This window comes from Acidimicrobiia bacterium (assembly GCA_040880805.1).
Taxonomy (GTDB): Bacteria; Actinomycetota; Acidimicrobiia; order IMCC26256; family DASPTH01; genus DASPTH01.
Genome location: JBBDHW010000027.1, coordinates 16,818 through 41,304, shown reverse-complemented (window position 1 = coordinate 41,304; position 24,487 = coordinate 16,818). Strand labels below are relative to the sequence as shown.

At 69.1% G+C, this 24,487-nt stretch carries 25 protein-coding genes; 1 reads left to right on the top strand and 24 read right to left on the bottom strand.

Annotated features, from left to right (window positions below):
• Position 1: 1 nt before the first annotated feature.
• From gcvP to WD271_06430, 19 genes are all read right to left on the bottom strand, one after another.
• On the bottom strand, positions 2-2,764 hold the full coding sequence (gene gcvP / locus WD271_06520) for an aminomethyl-transferring glycine dehydrogenase (protein MEX1007483.1): 2,763 nt from the start codon (positions 2,762-2,764) through the stop codon (positions 2-4).
• A gap of 12 nt (positions 2,765-2,776) precedes the next feature.
• Positions 2,777-3,850, bottom strand: a complete 1,074-nt coding sequence (gene gcvT / locus WD271_06515) for a glycine cleavage system aminomethyltransferase GcvT (protein ID MEX1007482.1) — start codon at positions 3,848-3,850, stop codon at positions 2,777-2,779.
• A gap of 1 nt (position 3,851) precedes the next feature.
• The gene (locus WD271_06510; GenBank protein MEX1007481.1) at positions 3,852-4,280 is read right to left on the bottom strand and encodes a hypothetical protein; all 429 of its coding nucleotides are present in this window, start codon (positions 4,278-4,280) and stop codon (positions 3,852-3,854) included.
• Between the two features lie 26 nt (positions 4,281-4,306).
• Positions 4,307-4,798, bottom strand: a complete 492-nt coding sequence (locus tag WD271_06505) for a MerR family transcriptional regulator (protein ID MEX1007480.1) — start codon at positions 4,796-4,798, stop codon at positions 4,307-4,309.
• 127 nt (positions 4,799-4,925) lie between these two features.
• On the bottom strand, positions 4,926-5,417 hold the full coding sequence (locus WD271_06500) for a bifunctional nuclease family protein (GenBank protein ID MEX1007479.1): 492 nt from the start codon (positions 5,415-5,417) through the stop codon (positions 4,926-4,928).
• 86 nt (positions 5,418-5,503) lie between these two features.
• Positions 5,504-6,064, bottom strand: a complete 561-nt coding sequence (locus tag WD271_06495; GenBank protein MEX1007478.1) for a phosphoribosyltransferase family protein — start codon at positions 6,062-6,064, stop codon at positions 5,504-5,506.
• Entirely contained in the window at positions 6,061-6,921 is an 861-nt protein-coding gene (locus WD271_06490; protein MEX1007477.1) for a MerR family transcriptional regulator, read from the bottom strand. Before WD271_06490 ends, WD271_06495 begins: the two co-directional genes overlap by 4 nt.
• Complete coding sequence (locus tag WD271_06485; protein ID MEX1007476.1) at positions 6,918-7,388, bottom strand: FHA domain-containing protein; 471 nt, start codon at positions 7,386-7,388, stop codon at positions 6,918-6,920. The genes WD271_06490 and WD271_06485 overlap by 4 nt, the downstream gene beginning before the upstream one ends.
• A 77-nt stretch (positions 7,389-7,465) precedes the next feature.
• Positions 7,466-8,122, bottom strand: a complete 657-nt coding sequence (locus tag WD271_06480; protein ID MEX1007475.1) for a lipoate--protein ligase family protein — start codon at positions 8,120-8,122, stop codon at positions 7,466-7,468.
• A 59-nt stretch (positions 8,123-8,181) separates the two neighbouring features.
• Entirely contained in the window at positions 8,182-8,565 is a 384-nt protein-coding gene (gene gcvH, locus WD271_06475; protein MEX1007474.1) for a glycine cleavage system protein GcvH, read from the bottom strand.
• 33 nt (positions 8,566-8,598) lie between these two features.
• Positions 8,599-11,079 (bottom strand): sugar phosphate nucleotidyltransferase, encoded by a 2,481-nt coding sequence (locus WD271_06470; GenBank protein MEX1007473.1) that lies wholly within the window; start codon positions 11,077-11,079, stop codon positions 8,599-8,601.
• A complete protein-coding gene (locus tag WD271_06465) occupies positions 11,076-11,687 on the bottom strand; it encodes a CDP-alcohol phosphatidyltransferase family protein (protein ID MEX1007472.1) in 612 nt (203 codons plus the stop codon). Before WD271_06465 ends, WD271_06470 begins: the two co-directional genes overlap by 4 nt.
• Positions 11,688-11,755: 68 nt before the next feature.
• Entirely contained in the window at positions 11,756-12,478 is a 723-nt protein-coding gene (locus tag WD271_06460; GenBank protein ID MEX1007471.1) for an SDR family oxidoreductase, read from the bottom strand.
• Positions 12,479-12,494: 16 nt separating this feature from the next.
• The gene (locus tag WD271_06455) at positions 12,495-13,286 is read right to left on the bottom strand and encodes an XdhC/CoxI family protein (GenBank protein ID MEX1007470.1); all 792 of its coding nucleotides are present in this window, start codon (positions 13,284-13,286) and stop codon (positions 12,495-12,497) included.
• A 6-nt stretch (positions 13,287-13,292) separates the two neighbouring features.
• Positions 13,293-13,610 (bottom strand): XdhC family protein, encoded by a 318-nt coding sequence (locus WD271_06450; GenBank protein ID MEX1007469.1) that lies wholly within the window; start codon positions 13,608-13,610, stop codon positions 13,293-13,295.
• 24 nt (positions 13,611-13,634) lie between these two features.
• Entirely contained in the window at positions 13,635-14,756 is a 1,122-nt protein-coding gene (locus tag WD271_06445) for a VWA domain-containing protein (protein MEX1007468.1), read from the bottom strand.
• A complete protein-coding gene (locus WD271_06440) occupies positions 14,749-15,648 on the bottom strand; it encodes a MoxR family ATPase (protein MEX1007467.1) in 900 nt (299 codons plus the stop codon). Before WD271_06440 ends, WD271_06445 begins: the two co-directional genes overlap by 8 nt.
• A gap of 157 nt (positions 15,649-15,805) precedes the next feature.
• Positions 15,806-16,594: an SDR family NAD(P)-dependent oxidoreductase gene (locus WD271_06435; GenBank protein MEX1007466.1), complete on the bottom strand. Its 789-nt coding sequence runs from the start codon at positions 16,592-16,594 to the stop codon at positions 15,806-15,808.
• 18 nt (positions 16,595-16,612) lie between these two features.
• On the bottom strand, positions 16,613-17,758 hold the full coding sequence (locus WD271_06430; protein MEX1007465.1) for a CaiB/BaiF CoA-transferase family protein: 1,146 nt from the start codon (positions 17,756-17,758) through the stop codon (positions 16,613-16,615).
• Positions 17,759-17,831: 73 nt separating this feature from the next.
• Between WD271_06430 and WD271_06425 the strand changes: the two genes are divergently transcribed.
• Positions 17,832-18,347: a gluconokinase, GntK/IdnK-type gene (locus tag WD271_06425; GenBank protein MEX1007464.1), complete on the top strand. Its 516-nt coding sequence runs from the start codon at positions 17,832-17,834 to the stop codon at positions 18,345-18,347.
• 562 nt (positions 18,348-18,909) lie between these two features.
• On the opposite strand, the gene WD271_06420 is transcribed toward WD271_06425, so the two are convergent.
• Genes WD271_06420 through WD271_06400 form a run of 5 tightly spaced genes read right to left on the bottom strand, consistent with a single transcriptional unit; the run spans position 18,910 to position 24,450 of the window.
• Positions 18,910-19,707: an alpha/beta hydrolase gene (locus tag WD271_06420; GenBank protein MEX1007463.1), complete on the bottom strand. Its 798-nt coding sequence runs from the start codon at positions 19,705-19,707 to the stop codon at positions 18,910-18,912.
• 10 nt (positions 19,708-19,717) lie between these two features.
• Positions 19,718-19,927 carry a hypothetical protein gene (locus tag WD271_06415; GenBank protein ID MEX1007462.1) on the bottom strand — a complete coding sequence of 70 codons (210 nt, stop codon included), beginning with the start codon at positions 19,925-19,927 and terminating at the stop codon, positions 19,718-19,720.
• Complete coding sequence (locus WD271_06410; protein MEX1007461.1) at positions 19,924-21,351, bottom strand: AMP-binding protein; 1,428 nt, start codon at positions 21,349-21,351, stop codon at positions 19,924-19,926. The genes WD271_06415 and WD271_06410 overlap by 4 nt, the downstream gene beginning before the upstream one ends.
• A 20-nt stretch (positions 21,352-21,371) precedes the next feature.
• Entirely contained in the window at positions 21,372-22,520 is a 1,149-nt protein-coding gene (locus WD271_06405; protein ID MEX1007460.1) for a serine hydrolase domain-containing protein, read from the bottom strand.
• A gap of 1 nt (position 22,521) precedes the next feature.
• Positions 22,522-24,450, bottom strand: a complete 1,929-nt coding sequence (locus tag WD271_06400; protein ID MEX1007459.1) for an ABC transporter ATP-binding protein — start codon at positions 24,448-24,450, stop codon at positions 22,522-22,524.
• Positions 24,451-24,487: the final 37 nt, after the last annotated feature.

Sequence of the window (24,487 nt, the reverse complement as noted above, 5' to 3'; positions counted from 1 at the left end):
GTCAGTCCTCGAAGGCGGACACGGGCGGGCAGGAGCATACGAGGTTGCGGTCACCGTAGGCCGCGTCGATGCGGCTCACCGGCGGCCAGTACTTCCGCGCCGGGTCCGCTCCGTTCGGGAACGCGGCAAGCTCCCGCGAATAGGGACGGCCCCACTCGTCGACGACCACGTCTGCCGCGGGATGGGGCGCGTGACGGAGCGGGCTCTGCTCCACCGGCCACTTCCCCCGCTCGACGCCGCGGATCTCGTCACGGATGGCGATCAGCGCGTCGCAGAAGCGGTCGAGCTCGGCGAGGTCTTCCGACTCGGTGGGCTCCACCATCAGCGTGCCCGCCACCGGGAACGACACCGTGGGTGCGTGGAAGCCGTAGTCGATGAGCCGCTTGGCGACGTCGTCGATGGTGACGCCCGTGGCCTGCGTGATCGGGCGCAGGTCGAGAATGCACTCGTGTGCAACCATCCCGGACGGGCCCGTATAGAGCACGGGGTAGTGCGGCCGCAGGCGCAACGCGACGTAGTTGGCGTTCAGGATCGCGACCTGCGTCGCGCGCAGCAGGCCGTCGGCGCCCATGAGCCTGATGTATGACGCCGAGATCGGCAGGATGCCCGCGGAGCCCCACGGCGCGCCCGCGATGTGGCGCGGCAGGAACGGAGCGAGGTGCGCGCGCACCGCGACCGGGCCGACACCGGGTCCCCCACCGCCGTGCGGGATGCAGAACGTCTTGTGCAGGTTGAGATGCGACACGTCGGCGCCGAAGTTTCCGGGCTTCGCGACGCCGACGAGCGCGTTGAGGTTGGCGCCGTCGAGGTAGACCTGACCGCCGCACTCGTGCACGACGTCGCACACGTCGCCGATGTGGGCTTCGAACACCCCGTGAGTCGACGGGTACGTGACCATGAGCGCGGCGAGGTCGGCAGCGTGGTCGTGCGCCTTCGCCTTCAGGTCGTCGAAGTCGACGTTGCCGCCGTCGTCGCACGCCACGACGACCACGCGCATACCGGCCATCACCGCGCTCGCGGCATTGGTGCCGTGCGCGGACGACGGGATGAGGCAGACCGTACGGCCGCCGTCGCCCCGGCTCTCGTGGTGCGCGCGGATCGCGAGCAGACCCGCGAGCTCTCCCTGTGACCCCGCGTTCGGTTGCAACGACACCGCGTCGTACCCGGTGATCTCGCACAGAGCAGCTTCGAGATCGGCGAAGAGCTCCGCGTACCCCGCGGCCTGGTCGACGGGCGCGAAGGGGTGCAGGTCGGCAAACTCCGGCCACGTGATCGGGGTCATCTCGGTGGTCGCGTTGAGCTTCATCGTGCACGACCCGAGCGGGATCATCGTGCGGTCGAGCGCGAGGTCGCGATCGGAGAGCCGGCGCAGGTAGCGCAGCATCTGCGTCTCGGAGTGGTACGTGCGGAACACCGGATGCGTGAGGATCTCCGACGCGCGCCGAAGCTGCGCAGGGATCCCCTCCACTGCAGGGGCGTCGCCGGCTCCGAGGATCTCACGCACTCGAGCAACGACGTCGCCGGTGGTGGTCTCGTCGAGCGCGATACCGACGGTGGCGGCATCGATCCTCCGCAGGTTGATGCCTGCCTCTCGTGCTCGCGCAAGCGTGTCGTCGGCGCTCGCCACCCGGACACTGATGGTGTCGAAGAACGAGTCGTTCCGCAGCGGGAGCCCGGCGGCGAGATCTCGAGTGAGCTGGTGCACGCGCTCGGCGATGGCGCGCAAGCCGACGGGCCCGTGGTACACCGCGTACATGCCCGCGATGTTGGCGAGCAGCACCTGCGCGGTGCAGATGTTGCTGGTGGCCTTCTCGCGGCGGATGTGCTGCTCACGCGTCTGGAGCGCGAGGCGCAGCGCGGGGCGCCCGGCGGCATCGACCGAGACCCCGACCAAGCGGCCGGGCACGTTGCGGCGGTACTCGTGCCGGGTCGCGAAGAACCCCGCGTGCGGGCCGCCGTACCCCATCGGCACACCGAAGCGCTGCGCCGAACCGACCACGACGTCGGCGCCCCACTCCCCCGGCGGTGTGAGCAGCACCAGCGCGAGCAGGTCGGCCGCCACCGCGACCAGCACGCCGCGCGCGTGCAGTTCTGCCACGAGCGCGCGGTCGTCGCGCACGACACCCGTGGTGCCGGGGTACTGCAACAGCACGCCGAAGACACCGTCGAGCGGCACATCGGCGTGCGGGTCGCCGACCACCACTTCGATGCCGACGGGCTCGGCACGCGTGCGCACCACGTCGATGGTCTGCGGGTGACACTCGGCGTCGACGAAGAAGACGTTTGCTCTTTCGCCGTTGACGCGGTGCAGCATCGCCATCGCCTCGGCGGCCGCGGTGGGCTCGTCGAGGAGCGACGCGTTGGCCATGTCCATCGCGGTGAGGTCGCTCACCATCGTCTGGAAGTTGAGGAGCGCCTCGAGCCTGCCCTGGGAGATCTCGGGCTGGTAGGGCGTGTACGCGGTGTACCACGCGGGGTTCTCGAGCATGTTTCGCGTGATCACCGGCGGGGTGAACGTGTTCGAGTACCCCTGCCCGATCAGCGACGTCAGCACCTGGTTGCGGTCGGCGAGTTGCCGGAGCCAGGTGAGCGCCTCGGCTTCGGTCAATGCGGGCGGGAGCGAGAGCGGTGTGCGGTCGCGGATGGTCTCGGGCACCGCGCGGTCGATCAGCTCCTCGAGCGAGGCGACGCTCAACATGCGGAGCATCGCCTCGATCTCGGCCTCGTCGGGGCCGATATGCCGCGCTGGAAACCCTTCCGCCATACCGTTCAGAGGCTACCGGCGGACAAACGGAAGTTCCGCCACTGTCGCCGCCACACTCTTGCCGCGGATGTCGACGGCGAGCGCGTCGCCGGGAACGACGTCGGGCGGCACGAACGCGAGGGCGATCCCCCGCTCGAGCGTCGGCGAGAAGTTGCCGCTGGTGACCGCACCCACCACCTCGCCGTCGCGGAGCACGTCGTGCCCTGCGCGCGGGATCTGCCGTCCGTCGAGCAGCAGGCCCCGTAACCGCCGCGCGATGCCCCGTTGCTTCTCTGCCTCCAGCGCGGCGCGGCCGCGGAAGTCGCCCTTGTCGAAGCGCACGACCCACCCCAACCCGGCCTGGAAGGGCGTGATTCCCGGCCCGAGCTCGTGGCCATGCAGTGGCAAGCCCGCTTCTAACCGGAGCGTGTCACGGGCGCCGAGCCCTGCGGGTGCGATCCCCGCGTGCATCACGGCCTGCCACACCGCGACCGCGGCCTCCGTGGGCACGTGGAGCTCCACGCCGTCCTCTCCGGTGTACCCGGTGCCGGCCGCCCAACCGCCCGCGCCTCGGGGGTACGTGACCGGCGCCACCCGGAACCGGCCGACCGCGGCCGCGCCGGGCGCGACCCCCCCGAGGAGCTCACGTGCGTGTGGTCCCTGCACCGCGAGCACCACCCGGCCCGCGGTGATGTCCTCCACCGCCACTTCCATCCCCGGTCCCTCGTGCAGCGCGTCGAGCAGGGGTCTCGTGTTCGACGCGTTGGGCATCACGAGGAAGTCACGGGGAGCGACCCACCACACGATGAGGTCGTCGACGACGTGCGCGTCGTCGGGATCGAGCAGGTGGGTGTACTGCGCGCGCCCCGGCTCGATGCGGTCGAGGTCGTTCGTGAACGCCCATTGCAACAGGGCAAGCGCACCCTCGCCGTGCACGCGGAGCGTTCCGAGGTGCGACACGTCGAACACGACGGCCCGCTCGCGGCACGCGCGGTGCTCCTCGAGCACGCCGCGGTACTGGATCGGCATCTCCCACCCGCCGAACTCGGCCATCCGTGCGTGGAGCGCGCGGTGCTCCGCGTCGAGCGGGCTGTGGCGCAGCGCCACCTCAGGCAGACTCGGCGGTGGCTTGCGGTGATTCGCCGCTCGGGTGCGGAGCCGGCGGAGCGAGATCGAGCGGTTGCGGTTCCGTTCCCGCGAGACCGTCTTCCACGAGTTGCGACGGCAGCTCGAGCCCGTACTTCACGAGCAGGTGCAGGTAGTCACGCTGGTAGAGCACGCGCACGTGCACTTCGGGGTAGAGCTCCTGTACGCGGCGCGCCTTGCGGTTCTTTTTCGTGACGAGCTTCTGGTTGAGCGTGGTGATCTCGATATAGAGGTCGTACGCGGGGAGGTAGAAGTCGGGAGTGAACGCCTGCTGCGGGTTGCCGTCGCGATTTGATTCGAGCACGAACGTACGCGGCTCGTAGCTCCACTCGATCGCGTAGAAGTCGAGGAGCTTCGCGAACTGCCGTTCGGAGTTGTGCGCGAAGCGCACCTGCTCGTGAGGCAGTTGCGAGATGGTCAGCCTCCGGTGCCGGTCGGCATGAGCTCGTGGATGCGCGCGTCGAGCTCCTGTACCACTTGCCCGAGCGGCACGATGTTGAGCACACCCTGGCCGCGGCGCACGAGGTCGATCAACGCGTCGTCGGTGCGCGCGAGCACGGAGCCGGCGCCGTCGAGCACGAGGCTCGCGGTGGCCCAGCTGTCACCGAGGTCTTCGCGGAGATACTCGATCGCTCTGCGCGCGGCCTGGAGCTTCACGCCCGCGTCGAGGAGGTTCTTCACGACCTTCAACCGCACGAGGTCGCGATAGGAGTACGCGCGTTGCGTGCCGCTCCCCCGCGCGTCGGCGATCGACGGCCGCACGAGATCAGTGCGCGCCCAGTAGTCGAGTTGCCGGTACGTGATGCCGACGATCGCGCACACCTGCGGGCCGCGGAATCCCGAGTTGACCGGCACCGCTTCCGAAGCGTCGATTTCCGAACCGTCGAAACCGTCGAGCCTCTGCTGCATCGTGACGACACTCCAGCGGTACTCGAGGGGGGATGACCCTGAAGTACACGGTCGTAGTTACGGGAGTGTCAGGTTAGCCGCATCGGCGAGGCCCGTCAACGAACGCGGCTACCCGAAACGGGGTGGACTACTCGGTGCCGTGGGCGAAGTCTTCGGGGCGGACCTGGTCGAGGAACTCGGTGAATTGCTCGATCAACTGCTCGTCGTCGTCCTGCTCGAAGAGCACACCTGCCTCCTCCAGCACCTCTTCCTTGGCGAAGATCGGCACTGGCTCGGGATAGCGGACAGCCAGGGCGATGGCGTCGGAGGGGCGGGAGGACAGCCGGGTGGAGCCCTCGGCCCGCGAGATCTCGATCTCGGCGTAGAAGGTGCCGTCGTGCAGCTCCGTGATGACGACCTGGACCAGCTTGGCGCCGAGGTCGTCGAGCACGGTCTTGAAGAGGTCGTGGGTCATGGGCCGGGGCGTCTCCATGCCCTGGAGCGCGTAGACGATCGCCGTTGCCTCCGGCGGACCGATGTAGATCGGTAGGTAGCGCTGGCCTTCGTGCTCGCGCAGCAACACGATCGGCTGGTTCGAGGGAACCTCCACTCGAACACCTACCAGGGACATCGGGATCACGGGCGCCTCCGGATCGTCCGCGGTCACAGTAGCACCGGCCTCCTTTCCCCTCCCCCGCGACCTCAGGCCCTGACCCGTGCAACCCGTCAGGGCCCGTAGAGGGCGCCCACGTAGGCGCCGGGTTCGTGCTGGACGATGTGGCGGTCGGCTTCCACCACCCTCGGAACGTTCCGGTACAAGTCGGCGAGGTGCAAGCCGTAGCCGAGCACGAAGACGTCGGGAATCACCATGCCGACGTAGCGCACGGGCAGCGGCACGATGCGCCGCGCGGAACGGTCGAGCAGCGCACACACGTCGAGCTCACGCGGCCCGCGGGCACGGAGATGGTCGAGGAGGTACGCGATCGTGAGCCCGGTGTCGACGAGATCCTCGACGAGCACCACGTCACGACCCGTGAGGTCGAGCCCGACGTCGTGGAGGATGCGCACGCGCCCCGAATCGGGGGCGTAGCGGGAGATCGCGATGAAGTCGACGGCGACGTCGACGCCGGACAGCGCGCGTGCCAGGTCGGCGAGGAAGATGAGCGCCCCTTTGAGCACCCCGACGAGGATCACACCGTCGGGATGATCGGCAGCGATCTCCGCGGCGACACGGGCCACGCACTCCTGGATCGCGGTTTCGTCGAGCAACGTGGTCGGGACAGTCACTCGCTGAGCGAGTCGCGAACAGCCTCGCGCAGCAGCGCGGTACGCAGACGACGGCCGAGCACGGAGAGCTCGACGAGCTCGTCTTGGAGCCGGGCCCTCGCCTCGGGATTGCGCTGGCGCACGAACGGCAGCAACACCTGCCCGAAGAGCACCGCCTCCCGTTCGGCGAACGTGCGGTACATGCGCAAGTGCCGGGCTTCCACACCTCGGGCGAAAAAGCCGGCGGCGGCGCGCGCGACCTCGAGTGCCTCTGCGTCGTAGCGCGGCTCGCCCCCGATCTCGAGCGCGGGCGTGATCAAGGCGAAGCTTTCGAGCTGCTCCACCTGCCCGGCTTCGAGACCGGCGGCGCCGGCGAGCTCTCCGCGCGAGTAGTGCTCGTCTCCGGACGAGCCGAGGTCGTCGTCGCCGTCGTCGATCGGCAGGGTGGGCACGAACGCAGGTGGCCTCGTGCGGGCCGCCGGGCGAAGCGGTGCGCGGGTCGGCGCGGATGGCGCTACCGACCGGGCTGGTTCCTGTATCCCGGTGGACACGGTCGCGGCCGTCTCCCCCACACCACTTGGATCAGCGGCAGGAGGTGCGAAGGGCAGCTCGTCTCCCGGGCCGAGCTGGTCGAGACGCTCCTTGATCACCTTGAGCGGGAGGAAGTGCTCCTTCTGCTGCTGGAGGATCCAGCGGAGGCGCGCGAGGTCCTGGTGGTAGAACTTCCGGTACCCCGACGGCGTGCGTTCGGGATCGATGAGCCCCTGGCTCTCGAGGAAGCGGATCTTCGAGATCGTGATGTCGGGGAACTCGTCGCGCAGCTCGGCGAGCACCTCACCGATCGACAGGTGGCTCCCGCTGGTTGCATCGCTGCTCACGCGGGCTGACCTCCCACGAGGAACACGAGCACGAACCGGCCGATCTGGAGGTCGGCGAGGTGATGCAGCGGCGCTGTGTCGACCCGGTGATGGTCGACGTAGGTGCCGTTCAAGGAACCCGCGTCACTCACCTCGTATCCGACGGCGACGCGCTGGATGGTGGCGTGGCGGCGCGACACCGTGATGTCGTCGAGGAAGATGTCGGACTCCGGGTGACGGCCGAGGGCGGTGAGATCGGCGTCGAGGACGAATCGGCTCCCGGCGTTCGGCCCGCGGCGGACGACGAGCATGCCCATTCCGTCGGGGAGCTCGGACAGCGCAACGCCCATCTCCTCGTCGAGCTCGAGGCGCTCGGCAAGCTCCGTGAGGCTGAGCGTGGTCTCCTCCTCACGGGGCAACGGCTGCCCGCACGAGGAGCAGAAATTCGCGCCTGCCTCGTTGTCGTGGCCGCACCGGCGGCATCGCATGCACGAGAGGGTACCCCGACCGCGCCCCGATCAGTGGTGTGGCCTGCACGTGGAGCCGAGGTCGAGGGTTGGATCCGTCAGGTGAACTCGACGTCGAGGGTCTCACGGAACCCCTCCACCAGCGCCGCACCCACAGCCTGAGGATCGTGCGGTGCACCGAGCTCACGCACCGTCACCGTGACCCGGCGCAAATCGCCGCGGTCCGGGACCGTCTCCCCGCTCCGGCTGCGTAACAAGCTGGTCTCGTCGAAGGGGAGGCGGTCGAGGAGGATCGACCCGTGCTGGAGGACGGCCCCGCCGCGGCGGACCTGCGCCGAACCACACAGTTTCCGCGCCCCCACCCGCAGGTCGGCGCCCTGCATCGTCGTGAAGCACACCGGCCCCTTGCCCGCACCGCCGGCATGGCGAGCGATCGCCGACTCCACGCCGAGCCGCGCGAGCCCGGCGACCAGCGCGCTCGCGAGCGAGCAGTAGACGGCGTCGACCTTCCCCGCTGCGCCCTCGGGCCGCGGGATCGCCACCGCGTACGTGAGATCGGCGCCGTGCAGCAGTGCCTTACCGCCGGTGGGCCGACGCACCACCTCCACGCCGAGTTGTTCGCACGCGTTGCGGTCGACCTCGTCGTCGGACTGAAATCGTCCCAGCGACAACGCGGGCCGCGCCCACGTGTACAGGCGCAACGCCGGGCGCGCACCCCCGGCAACACTCGCCAGGAGCGCCATATCCAAGGCCATCTGTTCCTCCGCGCCGACGGAGGCAGCGAGCCGGTCGAGGAGGCGCCAGCGCGGAATCGCTACTCCTCCTCGACGAGCCGGCGGTACGCAGCCGCGTCGAGGAGGCCGTCGAGCTCGGCTGCGTCGGCGATCTCGACCGCGAAGATCCACCCGGTTCCGTACGGCTCCTGATTGATGTGCTCGGGCGCGTCGACGAGTGTCTGGTTGGCCTCGACGACGACCCCCGTGAGCGGCGAGTAGATCTCCGACACCGACTTCGTCGATTCGACCTCGGCGCACGTGGACCCCGCGACCACTGCGAGACCGATGGCGGGCAGGTCGACGTAGACGACGTCGCCGAGCGCGTCCTGCGCGTAGTCGGTGATGCCGATGCGGGCACGCACGCCGTCGACCGACACCCACTCGTGCTCGGTGCTGTACCGGAGGTCGTCGGGAAAATGCATGGGCGCAGACTAATTCTTCCGCGCGAGCGAGCGTCAGCGCAGGACCTGGCGGATGCGCTGCACGTACTCCTGCGCGAGGCGCCGCGCATCGGCGGTGCTCCCCGCTTCCGCCCAGACGTGTGTGAGCGCGTCCTCCGGGTCGGGCAGCACGAGTGCCCACCGGCCAACGTCCCAGACCTTGACCCCGTCGACCAGCTCGACCTTGCGTGAGCTCACCAGTTCGACGATCTCGCGCATGACGGTGCCCTTGCGCTCCCACGGCGTGACGATCGTCTCGTGCGCGACGTACACCGGCGGGAGGCCCGCGCACACTGTGGAGAGCGGCCGGTCGACCGTTGCGAGCAGGTCGAGGAGCTTCACCAACGTGGCGGCGGCGTCGTACGCCGGGAGGAAGTCGGGCCAGATGCAGCCGCCGTCGGACGCACCCGCGAAGATCACGTTCCCGCCTGCGGCCACCTCCATGAGGTTCGCGCTCGCGAGCTTCGTGCGGACGACGGCGTCGGCGCCGAGCAACTCCTCGACCGCGCCGGTGACGTTCACCGGGACCGCAACCCGCGCGTCGGGAACCGCCTCGGCGAGCAACGCGCAGATCGCGAGCAGCAGCTCCTCCGGCTCGAGGATGTGACCGGTGTCGTCGACGACGGTGGAGAGCTCACCGTCGGGATCGATCACGAACCCGAGATCGCTGCCCGACGCCTTCACCAGCTCCGCGACCCGCACCACGTTCGTGTCGCCGGAATCGGAGGTCGCGGCCAGCGTGCTCGCGAACGGGTTCACCGCGAGCACCTCCGCCCGGAGCTTGGTGAGGAGGTTGGGCATCACGATCGACACCGCGCCGAACGAGTAGTCGAGCACGATCTTGAACCCGCGCCGGCGGACCATGTCGATGTCGACGACCTGCTCGAGCGCCGCGGTGTAGAACTCGAGCGACCGCGGTGGGAACGCGATGTCGCCGATGTCGCCGCCGAACGCCCGGCGGAAGTCTTCGCGGTTGAGCAGTCGCTCGATCTTGCGCTGGATCGACGGGTCGATGTCGCGGCCGTCGCTGCCGAAGAAGCGCATCTCCACGGTGTCGGGGTCGCCGGTGGCGAGCCGCACCGTGATCCCACCCTGGGAGGTCCCGTTGCGCACCTGGAAGCGCGTGAGCGGAACGGTCGCGAGCTCGATGTCCTCCACGTTGATGCCGGAGAGGTTGAGGCCACTGATCAGCCCGCGCTTGAGCGCACGCGCGAGCCGGCTGGTGTCGCGACTCGTACTGATAGTGGAACCCTTCGGGAGAGCGGTGCCGTAGGCCATCGCGAGCCGCGCCACTACCTCGGGGCCGATGTCGACGTTGGCGAGCCCACGCACACCTCGGCGCCCGAACAGCGTGCGCGCGCCACGGCTCTCCCACACGATCGACGACGTGACGATCGCGCCCGACTCCACCGTCTTGAACGGGTAGATCTTGACGTTCGGGTTGATCACCGCGTCTTGGCCGACGAAACACTCGTTGCCGATGACGGTGCCGTCCTCCACACGGACGTGGGCCCGAAGATCGGTGTTGCGCCCGATCACGCAGCCGCGCAGGTTGGTGCCGGGGCCGACGTAGACGTGGTCGTGGCACACCGCGCGCTCCAGGAACGCGTCGGCCTTCACGATCACGTCGGTGCCGAGCACGGTGTACTCGCGCAGGTGAGCTCCCGCTTCGATGCGGCAGCTGTCGCCGATCACGACCGGCCCGTCGATGCGAGACTGCGGGCTGATCTCGACGTCGCTGCCGATCCACTGATTGTCGCCGAGGCGGAACCCGGCGATCTCGACCTTCACATGACCGTCGAGGACGTCGGTGTGCGCGCGGATGTAGGCGTCGAGGGTGCCGACGTCCTCCCAGTAGTCGTCGATGATGTGCCCGTGCATCGTGTGTCCGGCCGCGAGCAGCGCCGGGAACACGTCACCGGAGAAGTCGATCACTTCGTCTTGCGGGATGAAGTCGAAGACGTCGGGCTCGAGCACGTAGATGCCGGTGTTGATCGTGTCGGAGAACACCTCTCCCCACGACGGCTTCTCGAGGAAGCGTTCGATGCTGCCGTCGGGCTTGGTGATCACGATGCCGAACTCGAGCGGGTCGTCGACGTGCTTCAACGCGATCGACGCCGACGCGTTCGCGTCGCGGTGCGCCTTCACGAACGCGGTGATGTCGATATCGGTGAGGACGTCGCCCGAGATGACGAGGAACGTGTCATCGAGCTCGGCGGACGCGTTTCGGACCGACCCGGCGGTGCCGAGGGGCGTGTCCTCGGTTGCGTAGCGCATGCTCACGCCGAAGTCGGAGCCGTCACCGAAGTAGTCACGGATCTGGTTGGCGAGGAACGCGACCGTCACCACGATCTCGTCGAAGCCATGCAACGCGAGGAGCGCCACGATGTGCTCCATCATCGGCTTGTTGGCGAGCGGCATCATCGGCTTCGGGGTGTTGCTCGTGAGTGGGCGCAGCCGCGTGCCCTCACCGCCGGCCAGGATCACTGCTTTCACGACGTCATGCTCCTCGCACTCGCGCTCGCACTCGTCGCTCGCTCGTGGCGCCCGGCACGGAGCGCTTCCCGCGCGGTCGGCACGTACATGATCGCGGCGTAGTAGCTCAACACCAAGCCGCTCACGGCGAAGCACCACGCCGCGACGAGCACGAGGTCGTGGCCCGAGTCGATGTTGTCGGCCAACAGGTACAGCGGGAGGGAGAACATCAGGGCCAGCGTGCCCGCCTTGCCGGCCCACTGCACGTCGATGCGACGCGCACCCGCTATCGCCAACACGACCACCGCGACGCTGATCACGGCCTCCCGCATCAGCACGAGCAGCCCCACGAGGATCGGCACGCTGCCGTCGACCAGCAGCGCGACAGCGGCGACGAGCAGCAGCACGCGATCGGCCACCGGGTCGAGGACTTTGCCCAGGTTGCTTCCCTGGTCGAAGCGGCGGGCGATCCAGCCGTCGACCCAGTCGGACGCGCCGAGCACCGCGAGCACCGCGGCGGCGGCGATCTCCTGGTCGTCGGCGAGCAGCCACACGAACACCGGGGCACACAGGAGGCGCACCGCCGAGATGAGGTTGGGGATCGTGACGATGCGTTGGTCTCGCTCCATCACGCCCCAGAGCGTAGGCGCTCGCGCGTTCCCTACTACTGGCCCTACTACTGGCCCTACTACTGGCCCTACTGCAGACCCGCGTAGGCGCCGCCGTCGACGTGGACGCCGGCGCCGGTGAGGAACTTCGCCGGTTCCGAACACAGGAAGGCCGCGATCTTCCCGAAGTCGTCGGGATCGCCGATCCGATCTCCGCCACCGGCGCTGCCACGCAGCGCGCGGATCCGTTCGGTGTCGTGGGATCCCGGCTGGATGGTGTTCACGGTGACGCCGTCGGCCGCCACTTCGCGTGCGAGCGTCTTGAGAAAGCCGGTCACCCCGGCGCGCGCCGTGTTCGACAGGATGAGGGTCGGAATCGGCTGACGAACCGACACCGACGTGATCGCGAGCACCCTGCCCCATCCTTGCGCCTGCATCGCCGGAACCGCTTCCCTGCACATCGCGATCACCGCGAGGCAGTTCTGCTCGAACGCGGCCGTGTAGAGCGAGAGGTCGGTGGACGCGAAGTTGCCGAATGGCGGCCCGCCTCCGTTGGCCACGAGGATGTCGATGCCGCCGAGCGCGTCGCGCGCCTCCCGCACGAACCGCGCCCCGCCCTCGCCGGTAGACACATCGACGACCAGCGGTATCGCGCCGGGAATGCCCGCTGCGGCGGCCTCGATCTTCTCCTTCGACCTGCTACAGATCACGACCTGCACCCCCTCGGCCGCGAGCGCCGCGGCGGTCCCGCGACCGAGTCCCTGCGATGCTGCCGCGACAGCTGCGCGCTTGCCCGAGATACCCAGATCCATCTCTCCGCCTGCTTCTCTAGTGGATGGGCCCGGCGGTGTCGGTGAGCGACGCGGGCCGGTGGCCGGTTCGTACCGCGATGATCTCGGCGCAGATCGAGACCGCGGTCTCCTCCGGCGTGCGGCCGCCGATGTCGAGCCCGATCGGGGCACGGATCCGCGCGAGTCCCTCGTCGGCGACACCCGCCTCGCGCAGCCGCTCGACCCGCTTCGCGTGCGTGCGCCGCGAGCCCATCGCGCCGAGATACCCGACGTTCGTGGCCAGCGCGCCGACGATCGCGGGTACGTCGAACTTCGTGTCGTGCGTGAGGACACACACCGCATCACGAGCGCCGAGCTCGTCACCGATCTTCTCGAGATAACGGTCGGGCCAGTCGTTCACCACTTCGTCGGCCATCGGGAATCGCTGTCGCGTTGCAAACACCGCGCGCGCGTCGCAGACGATCACGCGGTAACCGAGCACCTTCGCAACCTTGGCGAGCGCGGCGGTGAAGTCGACCGCGCCGAAGATCACCATGCGCGGCGGCGGCGCGAACGACTCGATGAACACCGACACCGTGTCCTCACGCGCCTCGCCGTGCTCTCCGTAGTGACGGGTGGACGTGAGGCCGGCCTGGAGCTCGCCGAGCGCGTCGCGTGTCACCACTCGATCGAGCTCGGGATCACCGAGCGTGCCGAGCGTGGTGCCGTCGGGAGCGGCGAGAAGCTTGACGCCGGGGCTCGGCCCCGCGGTGACCGTGGCCAGCACGACCGGCCGCTCGGCGCGGAGCGCGTCGCGCAGCGCCTCGTAGATCGGGGGTTCAGCAGCCATGCCCGCTCACCAGTCGAGTGGCTCGAGGAACAAGTGGATGGTGCCGCCGCACGTGAGCCCCACCGCGAAGGCCTCGTCGTCGGAGTAACCGAAGGTGACGACGCCCGGCTCGCGCGTTCCCGCGAGCACCTCGAGCGAGGCTTCGACGACCGCGCCCTCGACGCAACCACCCGACACCGATCCTGCAACTTCGCCCGCGTCGTTGACCGCCATCGTGGCCCCGGGGTCGCGCGGGGCCGAGCCCTCGAGGCCCACGACTCGCGCGACCGCGACCCTGTGGCCGTTGGCACGCCACCGCTCGATGTCGTCCAGCACTTCCTTCACCAGTTCACCTTCACCAGTTCACCTTCATTGGGATACCACCTTCGCGAGCTGTTCGAGGGAAGCCAGCGAGTGCCCTTCGACGAACTCGTCAACGTACGGGAGCGCCGCTGCCATTCCACGTGCGAGCGGCGCGAAGTCGGGGGACGCCTTCAGCGGATTCACCCACACGACGCGGTAGGCGACGCGCTGGAGCCGGGCCATCTGCTCGGCGAGCACATCGGGATCGCCGCGATCCCAGCCGTCGGACAGGACCACGACCACCGCGCCCCGCGCCATCCCTCGCACACCCCACCGGTCGTTGAACTCCCGCAACGACTCGCCGAGCCGCGTGCCGCCCGACCAGTCGACGACCCGGTGGGCCGCCGCCGCGATGGCGGCGTCGGGGTCGCGCGACGAGAGCTCTCGCGTGATCCGCGTGAGCCGGGTGCCCATCGCGAATGCCTCCACCCGCCCGCGCCCCACCACGGCCGCGTGCAGGAAGCGAACGAGTGCACGTGCATACGGCTCCATCGAGCCGCTCACATCGCAGAGCAGCACGATGCGCCGCGGTCGCGACGCCGGCTCGACGAACGCGCGGTGGATGGGCTCCCCACCGGTGCGAAGCGCGCGCCGCACCGTTCGCCGGAGGTCGGGCTTGCCCCGGTGGCGACGGCTGCGTTGCTGGCGTCGGGATCGTCGTAGCGCACCCGCGAGCCGCAGATCCGCCATCAGCCGGCGCGCTTCGGCGAACTCGTCCGAGGTGTACAACGCGAAGTCGCGGTGCCGCAGCACTTCCGCTGCGCTGTAGCGTACTGCGAGCGCCGGTGCCGTGGTCGTGTCGCCGGGTTCGGGCGCGTCGCCGTCGTCAGCGTCGTCGAAGGCAATGCTCACTTCGCGCGCGGGCGGCGGCGGGACCAGATCGAGCTCGTGCTCGTGTTCCCACCACGCGCGAAACGCGCGGTCGTAGGTATCGGTGTCCTCCGGGCGACGTACGAGCGTGGTGCGCCCCGCCCAGTACACCGAATCGCGACGATCGACACCTACCGCGATGAGCGCCTCGCCGAACGCGATCGTGCTGCCGAGCGGAACGTCGAGCCCTGCTGCGCGCAGCAATCGCGCGAACCCAACCGCGAACCGGTCGAGACCGGAGACTTCAGACTCAGGCACTGCGCTCCATCGCCGAGTGCACGAGCTCACGAATGCCGTTCGCGCGCGTGCGCTCCTGGTCTTCGCGGTACTTCAGGATCGTGCCGAGGGTCACGTCGACCGAGCGTTCGTCGATCGAGACGTTCCCCAGTACAGCGAGCGCGTTCGCCCAGTCGATCGTTTCCGCGACACCCGGCGGCTTGTAGAGCTCGAGCCCACGGAGCGCTTCGACAGCCGCCGCGACCTGGCGTGCCAGCATTTCGGGTACGTCGGGTGCGCGCACCCGGAGGATCGCGAGCTCGCGGTCGAAGTCGGGATGCGCGATCCAGTGGTAGAGGCAGCGACGCTTGAGCGCGTCGTGCACGTCGCGTGTGCGGTTCGACGTGACGATGACGATCGGCGGCTCCTGCGCGCGGAACGTGCCCAGTTCGGGCACCGTGATCGTGAAGTCGGAAAGGATCTCGAGCAGGAAGGCTTCGAACTCGTCGTCGGCGCGGTCGACCTCGTCGACGAGCAGCACCGGCGGCGTGACCGCGCCGAGCGCCTCCGACTCGTAGCCGATCGCCCGCAGCAGCGGACGCTTCACCAGGAACCGCTCGGAGTAGAGCTCGTCCTCGACGACCTCCTCCCCCTTCGCCTCGACCGCCCGGAGGTGGAGGAGCTGGCGCGAGTAGTCCCACTCGTAGACGGCCTGCGCGGCGTCGATCCCTTCGTAGCACTGGAGCCGCAGGAGCTCGCCGCCCGTCCAGCGTGACAGCACCTTCGCGACCTCGGTCTTCCCCACGCCCGCCTCGCCCTCGAGCAGCAGGGGCCGCTTCAGGCGCATCGCGAGGAAGATCGCGGTGGCGAGCCCCTCGTCGGCCAGGTACTGGTGCGCTTCGAGCGCGGCGCGAACGTCGTCGACAGTCTCCATGCAGCACTGATCGTACCTGTCTATGCGTCGCTCACTGCTCGCCGGGATACCCGGCTCGCGGCCGTGCGCTCCTGCACATGGGTCGCTCACTGCTCGCCGGGATACCCGGCTCGCGGCCGTGCGCTCCTGGCGAGCTCGCTCCGCTCGCCGCGCCGGGTTAGAGGGAGAGGGTGTAGCCGCCGTTGACGGGGTAGGTCTGGCCGGTGATCCACGAGGACAGGTCGCTCGCGAGGAAGCAGACCATCGCCGCGACGTCGGCGGGTTCACCCCTCCGGCGCACGATGTACTGCTTCATGACCTTCGCCATCATCTCGTTCTCCTGCTCGGACGGCGGCGGCGCGTCCGGAGGGGTGTTGTTCATCGTCGCGAGCGAGATGCAGTTCGCGGTGATGTTGTGCCGGCCCACCTCGCGCGCGATCGCACGCATGAAGCCCGCCGCAGCCGCCTTGGCACCGCCATACACCGCGGTACGGGTGTCGCCGGCCCGGGCCGCGTCCGAGATCAGGGTGACGATGCGCCCCCAGGCGCCGTCGATCATCCCCGGCAACGCGGCGTGCACGCAGTTGAGGACGCCGTAGTAGTTGATCCGCACGTAGCGGTCCCACGTATCGGGGCTGGTGTCGACGAAGTACGCGGTGTCGAAGCTCCCGATCAGGTTCGGGGCCCCCGCGTTTCCGGCGTTGTTCACGAGGACGTCCACCGGCCCGGCCGCGTCGATCGCGGCCTTCACCGCGTCGTAGTCGGTCACGTCGAACGGCACTGACACGGCACGGCCACCGTCGGAGTCGATCTCGGCGACGACGTTCTGCGTGCGCTCCTCGATCAAGTCGTTCACGAGCACCTCGGCGCCCGCGGCCGCGAGCATGCGCGCGATCCCGCGGCCGACGTTCTGGCCCGCGCCGGTCACGAGGGCGCGGTGCCCGGTGAGGTCGATGGCCACGGTCACCCGCTCGACTCCTGCTGCTCAGACCGCGCCGGACTCGCGCAGCGTGGCGATCTCGTCGGTGGTGAAGCCTGCATCTGCGAGCGCATCGCCGGTGTGCGCGCCGGCGACCGCGGGCGCGCCGGTAGCGGTGTAGGCGCGCGTTCCGTCGTCGTCGACGAATCGGAGGGGATTGGCGAAGATCTTCTCGCCGGAGCCGTCGTCGAGCGTCACCAGATCACCGCGCGCGGCCACGTGCGGATCGTCGAGGAGATCCTCCGGAGTGTTCACGGGGCCGAGGCACGCGGCCGTCGGCGCGAGCCATTCGACCCACTCCGTCGCCGGCCGCGCCGCGAAGATGGCGGCCAACTCGTCGGTGAGCACGTCCTGGTCGGCGTCGGTCAGGCGATCGACGAGGTCCGGACGTTCGAGTGCATCGCACAACGAGCCCCACGTGCGCGGCTCGGCCGCGCCGAGGGTGATCAGACGCCCGTCGGCGCAGCGGTAGGTGCGGCGCGAGGCGGTGTCGCCCCATCCGACGGCATTGCCTTGCGCGGCGCGCGTCATGTGCTCACCGAGCATCCACATTGCCGCGTCGACGACGCTGGCGTCGATCTGCGTGCCGACCCCCGTGCGCTCGCGGTCCTGTAACGCGACGAGGATGCCGACCGTGGCCATGAGCGCGCCGATCGGCACTGCGATGATGAACTGCGGCGCGGCGGGCACCGTGTCTCCCACCATCATCGAGAGCAGACCGGCATACCCGAGGAACGTGACATCGTGCGCGGGACGGTCGGCGTACGGGCTCCCGCGGCCGAAGCCGGTGATCGAACACCACACCAGACGCGGGTTCGCCTCCGCCAGGTCCGCGTACCCGATGCCACGTTGGTCCATCGACCCCGGACGCGCCGATTCGATGAGCACGTCGGTGTTGCGCACGAGACGCCGGAGCACCTCGGCCGCGCGTTCGTGGCGCAGATCGAGCGTCATCGATCGCTTCCCGCGGTTGTACGCGATGTTCATCGCGCGGTCGTAGCGCAGCGGGTCGATGCCACCCGGCTGCTCGATGCGGAGCACATCTGCACCGAAGTCGGCGAGCAGCGAGCTCACGAAGGCGCCCGGGTGCAGACGCGAGAGATCGAGCACCCTGAGGTCTGACAGCGGTGCGCGCGGCGCGTCGGCGCTCATTGGCGCATCATTGCACTCTCGGCGCGGTCGCAGCCTTTTCGAAGGAGAGATGGTCGATGGGAGCATGGTCCACATGACCGACAGCGTCGTGAGAGGGATCGTCGTCGTGATGGGCGTGACCGGCGTCGGGAAGAGCACCGTTGGACGGTTGGTCGCCGGTGCGCTCCACGTTCCCTTCCTCGACGCCGACGACTTCCACGACGACGCGGCCAAGGCGAAGATGCGCGCCGGGGTACCCCTCACCGACGCCGACCGCAAACCATGGCTCGACCGGCTCGACCACGCCCTCCACGACCACTCGGCGACCGGCGCGGTGCTCGCCTGCTCGGCCCTCACCGACGAGTACCGCCAACGTCTCACCGCCGGCCTCACCGGAGTGCGGTTCGTGCTCCTCACCGGCGACCCCGAGCTCATCCGCGAACGGATCGTGGCACGGCACGGCCACTTCGCTGGCACCGCGCTCCTGCCCTCGCAGCTCGACACGCTCGACGCCCCGGCCGACGCGATCGTGGTCGACATCGAGCCACCACCCGACGTCGTGGCGCAGCACGCGCTCAGCGCGCTCGGTGCCGGACGGTCTCCGACCTAATGCCGCGTCAGCCACCTTCGTCGTTTGTAGACCCTCGCTCAGCCCGACGATCAGGAGCGCTCTTCCACCTCGTTGATCTGTGCGGCCTGGACTCCTGGCAGAACGTGCGCCGGGCATTCGGTGCTACTCGACAGGCGTGTCGACCTTTTGGCCGTCAATAGCGTCAGCGAGGACTGAAGGCCATAAGAACGGTCGCGCGGCGCTCCTATCTGCCTCGCTCGGTGCGGGGAACGTTCTGTCGCGAGGGCGCGGCTGGCCCGCGTGTCGCGCATCAGGCATTATGCGGTCGCTCGTGTACGTGGCTACTTCTTCCGGATCTCCAACCTGATGGGGTTCGGCTTGTCCGATGAGTACCCCCGAAGGCCCAGTTCGGTTCCCGGTCATTCTCGCGCCAGGAGATCAATGCGGCATGGTCGCGCCAGATCTGATGCCTGATCTCGCGCACGTTGCTGACACGGGAACCCGACCAGAATGTCCGCCAATAACGCGCGCTCGCGAGACGGGTGCCGGTGTCACCAAGATGCATGTTCTGGGACATCGCAAACGTTGCGATGTCACGGCGCTAGTTCCTCCGGAGAAACTCCGTGACCGCGCTCACGAACTCGTCGTAGGCCTCGCGGCGTACGTTGTGGCCGGCGTGGGCGAAGCAGGCGACCTCCAGCGTGGGACACAGCTCTTCCGCGCGCGCCGCGACCTCGGGCGTCACGATCCGGCCACCACCCTCGTTGCCGCCACAGACCAGCAGGACGGGACACCGAAACGCCGCGACCGTGTTCTGCCAACCTTCACCCATCCCGCGCGCGGCCTTCCCGAACTCGTCCAGCCCGCGGAACCGCACCTTCGACTCCGCCCACGGCCGGAACTCGTCGTCGTGCCACGTGGGACTCGACGACCGACCCATCGCCGCGATCTCATCCGCGCTCTTTCCCGAGAGCATGCCGGCGAAGGCGGCCATGAACTTGCCTGCGCCCTCGGGATCGGCCGGCGCGTCGCCCCACCCCGGATCCTCGAGCACCGCAGCGCGGATCAACCCGGGAAGGGTCGCGAGCGCGGCCGCGACAGTGCCGGCACCCATCGAGTGCCCGATCGCGTACGGACGCTCGAGACCGAGCGCCTCGATGATCCCGACCAGATCGTCTGCGCCCCGCCGCATGCCGGAAACGGGCGCGTCCGACTTGCCGTGGAATCGCGCGTCGTAGGCGATCAGGTCGTACTCCGACTCCAACGCCTCGGCGACGCGCGTCCAGCACCGGCCGTCGTCGAGCGCGCCGTGTGCGAGCACGACCGCGGGCCCGCGGCCGCGCCGGTAGTAGTGGAGGTTGGCGTCGTCGACGCGCACGTCGCCCTCCGACCAGTTCACGCCAATCCGATCATGTAGGCCGCAGCACTTCGACGGGGCCGTTCCGCGGCCCGGGATAGGCGAACCACCGCGTGGGCTCGTCCTCGATCAGGCACACCATCGCGTCCATCCCGAGGAACGGGCTGTCGATACGCGAAACGGTGAACTCGTAGTCTCGGTACCGCACGCGGTCGCCGGGAACGACCTCGCAGATCTCGACAGTCTCCCACGTCTCGCTCATCGGCCTGGTCCCTTCGCATCGGCACGCTCCGCCGCGAGCGCGGTGCGGCGCACCTTGCCAGCGTCGTCGCGCACCTGATCCTTCACCCGCTCGAAACTCCGCGGCACTTTGTATCGCACGAGCCGCTCCGCGAGGAACTCGCGCAGCTCGTCGTCGGACACCTCGCCCGTGACCTCCAGCACCGCGTGCACCCGCTGCCCGAGATCCTCGTCGGGCAGGCCGATCACCGCGCACGAAGCGACGTTCAAGTGCTCCATGAGCGCGGCCTCCACCTCTGCGGGATAGATGTTCGCGCCGCCGGCGAGGATGAGATCGGTGCGACGATCGGCGAGGTAGAGGTACCCGTCGTCATCCATCCATCCCAGGTCGCCGAGCGACTCCCAGCCATCACGAACCCGTGCGTCGGCGCCGATGTAGCGGTAGGTCGCGTGCTCCTCCGGCGGCTTCATCCAGATCTCGCCGATCTCACCCGGCCCCAACTCGTTGCCGTCGTTGTCGGTGATCTTCATCCGACCGGGCATCGGCAGGCCGACCGACCCCTCGTGCCGGAGCCACTCCTCGCCGGTGATGACGGTGACGCCTTGCGCCTCGGTGCCCGCGTAGAGCTCGTAGATCGCGTCGGCACCGAGCCAGGTGATCCACTCGTGCTTCAGCCACGCGGGGCAGGGTGCGGCCAGGTGGAGCACCGCACGGACCGACGACAGGTCGCGCCCGAGCCGCTCCTCCTCGGGCAGACGCCAGATGCGCAACATCATCGTGGGCACGAGCATCATCCACTCGATCCCGTGGCGCTCGATCAGCGCGAGCGCGTCCGACGCATCGAAGCGTGTCATCACGACGAGGTGCCCGCCGCAGAGCAAGCCGGGCACCGAGAACACGAACGGCCCGTTGTGGTACAGGGGCCCCGCGACGAGCTCGGTCTGTCCTCGCAACCGTCCCGCCAGCCCGAACGGAGTGTCGGGGTCGGTGGTGCCGTCCTGGCCCGACACGATGATCTTCGGCCGCCCGGTGCTGCCACCCGACGTGGGCGCCTTGAACGCGGGCGCGATGCGATCCGGCAGGATCGGCTCGTCGCTCGCGTCCGCGTCGGGCTCGATCGGATCCGTGACCACGAGCGCCGGTTGCACGAGCGCCACGATCTCGTCGCGCTCGCGCGGCGGCAAACGGGACGAGATCGGCTGCGGCGTCGCGCCCAGCTTCCACGCCGCGATGCAGGTCTCGTAGAACGCGATGCCGTTCGGCAGGCCGATCGTGACGAAGTCGCCGTGTCCCACGCCGAGCCGCGCGAGCGTGTGCGCGAGCCGGTTCGTGCGCGGCTCGAGGTCTCGCCACATCACCGTCTCGCCGTCGCACGTGAGCGCGGGCCGGTCGGGCTGTTCCTCGGCGAACCGGCGCACCGCGGCGCCGATCGGCATCACAGCCATGCCGCCCCCTCGATCGAATGTCAGCCCGTCACGGACACGGGCAGCTCGGCGTGCGGCATGGCCTTGTCGCGTCCGACGGCGTCCTCCGCCGCGAGCCCGAGGTCGACGTAGACCGCGCTGCTGAACGACGCGAGCCGTTGGTAGTGGTCGTCGTTCGCGCACATACCGTTGGTCTGGAGGATCAGGACCAGGTCGTGCTCGGGATCGGCGGTCGCCTGCGACGACAGCGCGCCACCGTGACCGAACGCACGCCGTGACGCGTAGCGTCCCATGGCGAACGTGTCCACCGCGAGACCGAGACCCCAGTCGATCTCGGCGTTCATCGTCTCGTCGAACATGCCCACGCGGTGGCGTGCGGTGATCGCCTCGACCGCTTGTGGCGAGAGGATGCGCGCGCCGTCGAGCTCGCCGCGTCCGAGCAACGCGCGGTAGAGGCGCGAGAGCTGGTGCATCGGGCCCCGGCCGCCGCCGCCGGGGATACATTTCGCCAACGTGTCGGCGGTGTCGAGCACGTCGAGCCGAACCGGCGCCTCACCTTGTGTGTTGTGCATCGTGCCGATGCGTTCGCCGTACTCGGCGTGACGCTCGGGCGGCATGCCCACCCAACAGTCGTCCATGCCGAGCGGCAGGAAGATCTCGTCGCGCACGTACTGCTCGAACGGCCTGCCGTCGACGCGCCGCACGACCTCGGCGAGCATCGTCATCCCGCAACCGAGGTGGTAACCGGCACGCGTGCCGGGCTCCCAGCCTTCCTCGGGCTCGACCGCGCAGATCCCGGCCACGACCTCTTCCCAATACGTGTCGAGGTTGCCGCTGCTCACGACCTGGTCGCCACCGCGGAAGCCCGCGGTGTGCGTGAGCAGGTGCCGCAGCGTGATGCGCTCCTTGCCGTTCTGCGCGAACTCGGGAACATGCTTCGCCACCGGGTCGTCGAGCTCGAGTCGCCCGCGCTCCCACTGCTGCGCGACTGCCACCGCAACCGACGGCTTCGTCATCGAGAACCAGGTGACCATCGAGTCGCGCGTCATGGCCGTGCCGGCGCGCGCCTCGCCGATCGCGAAATCGGCGACCGTCTCTCCCGCGCGCGACACGTACACCTGCGCGCCGAGATGTAGCCCGCGGTGGATTCCCTCGGCGAGCACGGCGGTGGCGCGTGGGAGTGGCTGCATCTCAGCCGTCGAAGACGTGGGCCTCGTGCGAATGCTGCCACGCTCGGAACATCTCCGCGTACCGACCGTCCATGGCGATCAGCTCCGAGTGCGGACCGACCTCGGCGAGCCGGCCGTCTTCCACCACCGCGATCCGGTCGGCCCGCATGGCCGTGTTCAGCCGGTGCGCGATGAGCACCGCCGTGCGCCCTTCGAGGAGCACGTCGAGGGCGCGCTCGACCAGCGACTCGGTCGCGAGGTCGAGGCTGGAGGTGGCTTCGTCGAGGATGAGCACGCGGGGCGCGGCCAGGAACGCGCGGGCGAGGGCGATGAGCTGGCGTTCTCCCGACGACAGCGTGACGCCGCGCTCGTGGCACGGCGTGTCGAGTCCCTGGGGGAGCGAGTTGATGAGGTCGAGGATGCCGACGGCGTCACACGCCGCAAGCACGTCTTCGCGCGTGGCCTGGGGCCGGGCGAACTGGATGTTGTCGCCGATGCTCCCGGCGAACAGGAACGACTCCTGGGGCACGACGCCGAGCTGGCTGCGCAGCGAGTGCAGGGTGACGTCGCTGATGTCGTAGCCGTCGACGAGCACCCTGCCGTCGAGCGGGTCGTAGAAGCGCGTGAGCAGCTTGGCGATCGTGGACTTGCCCGCGCCGGTAGGACCCACCAGCGCGAACGTCTCCCCCGCCGCGATCGTGAGATCGACGTTCTCGAGCACGACCGCGGAGGGGTTGTAACCGAACGTGACGTTCTCGAGCGTGATCTCACCATCGATGGGCGGCAGTTCCCGCGCGTCCGGCTTCTCCCGCACGGATGGGCGGGTGCTGAACAGGTCACGGAGCTTGATGATGCCGGCGCGACCCTGCTGGTACGTGTTGTAGAGCTGCGCGAGCTGCTGGATCGGCGCGAACAGCCGGGTGAGGTAGAGGCTGAACGCGGCGAAGTCGCCGTAGCTCAGCTTGCCGTCGAGCACCATGTTCCCGCCGATGAACACGATCATCGCCTGCGCGAGCACGCCGATGAACTGCGCGCTCGGGCCGTAGACCCCGCCGATGTGCGCGGTGTAGAGGTTGGCCCTGCGGTACTCGCCGATGACATTGGTGTGCTTCACCCGGTTGTACCGCTGCCGGTTGTGCGCAGCCACCACGCGCGTCCCCGAGAGGTTCTCCTGGAGATCGGCCATCAAGTGCGCGATCCAGTCACGCACCGCGAGGTAGCCGTAGTCGGACTGCGAACGGAACCAGATCGTGAGAATGGTCATCGTGGGGACCACGCCGAGCACGACGTACATCGCGAGGGTGGTGTTCATCGAGAACATCTGCCAGACCACGACGGCGAGCGTGCACACCTGGAGCCACATGTTGATGAGGCCCTGCTGGAACAACACCTGGATGGCCTCGATGTCGCTCGTGGCGCGGGTCATGATGCGACCCGCCTTCTCCTCGGTGAAGTAGTCGAGCGAGAGACGCTGGATGTGGCTGAACACGCGGTTCCGCAGGCCGTAGAGCACGTCTTCGCCGATCCGGCCCGACCACGCGGTGCGGACAGCGCCGACGAGGGTGGCCGCGACGAGCAGGCCCACGTAGACCAGAGACAGCTGCCAGACGATCGTGAAGTCGGTCGTGGCCGGCGGCTGCGGGTTGATGCCCTGGTCGATCGCGTCGGCCACGAGGCGCGGCCCGTACTGGAGCGCGAAGGCCTCGAAGGCCACCAGGATCAGTACGCCGAGGATCGGCCACCGCTTGGGCCAGAGGAGCCGTCCGAGCGAGAACGGCTTCTCGCTCTCGTCGACGACCTGCGTGAACGGAACGTCTTGGAGCTGGTAGTCGGGTTCGGAATCGAGCAGGAACTGGACCCGCTCGACCATCTCGGGTGGGATGCCGGCGAACTGAGTGCCCGGCGCCGTTCCCCACACGGCCCCCTGCGCGCTCGGGGGCGGCCCCATCATGACCCCACCGCCGAAGCCTCCGCCTCCGCCTCCGCCC

Excerpts from the sequence above, each read along its gene's own strand:
- WD271_06400 (MEX1007459.1), bottom strand. The coding sequence starts at position 24,450 with ATGATGGGGCCGCCCCCGAGCGCGCAGGGGGCCGTGTGGGGAACGGCG.
- WD271_06460 (MEX1007471.1), bottom strand. The coding sequence starts at position 12,478 with ATGGATCTGGGTATCTCGGGCAAGCGCGCAGCTGTCGCGGCAGCATCG.
- WD271_06440 (MEX1007467.1), bottom strand. The coding sequence starts at position 15,648 with ATGGAGACTGTCGACGACGTTCGCGCCGCGCTCGAAGCGCACCAGTAC.
- WD271_06485 (MEX1007476.1), bottom strand. The coding sequence starts at position 7,388 with ATGCGATGCCGCCGGTGCGGCCACGACAACGAGGCAGGCGCGAATTTC.
- gcvP (MEX1007483.1), bottom strand. The coding sequence starts at position 2,764 with ATGGCGGAAGGGTTTCCAGCGCGGCATATCGGCCCCGACGAGGCCGAG.
- gcvH (MEX1007474.1), bottom strand. The coding sequence starts at position 8,565 with ATGCATTTTCCCGACGACCTCCGGTACAGCACCGAGCACGAGTGGGTG.
- WD271_06425 (MEX1007464.1), top strand. The coding sequence starts at position 17,832 with ATGACCGACAGCGTCGTGAGAGGGATCGTCGTCGTGATGGGCGTGACC.
- WD271_06430 (MEX1007465.1), bottom strand. The coding sequence starts at position 17,758 with ATGAGCGCCGACGCGCCGCGCGCACCGCTGTCAGACCTCAGGGTGCTC.
- WD271_06455 (MEX1007470.1), bottom strand. The coding sequence starts at position 13,286 with ATGGCTGCTGAACCCCCGATCTACGAGGCGCTGCGCGACGCGCTCCGC.
- WD271_06410 (MEX1007461.1), bottom strand. The coding sequence starts at position 21,351 with ATGGCTGTGATGCCGATCGGCGCCGCGGTGCGCCGGTTCGCCGAGGAA.
- WD271_06405 (MEX1007460.1), bottom strand. The coding sequence starts at position 22,520 with ATGCAGCCACTCCCACGCGCCACCGCCGTGCTCGCCGAGGGAATCCAC.
- WD271_06505 (MEX1007480.1), bottom strand. The coding sequence starts at position 4,798 with ATGCAGCAGAGGCTCGACGGTTTCGACGGTTCGGAAATCGACGCTTCG.
- WD271_06465 (MEX1007472.1), bottom strand. The coding sequence starts at position 11,687 with ATGGAGCGAGACCAACGCATCGTCACGATCCCCAACCTCATCTCGGCG.
- WD271_06415 (MEX1007462.1), bottom strand. The coding sequence starts at position 19,927 with ATGAGCGAGACGTGGGAGACTGTCGAGATCTGCGAGGTCGTTCCCGGC.
- WD271_06480 (MEX1007475.1), bottom strand. The coding sequence starts at position 8,122 with ATGGCCTTGGATATGGCGCTCCTGGCGAGTGTTGCCGGGGGTGCGCGC.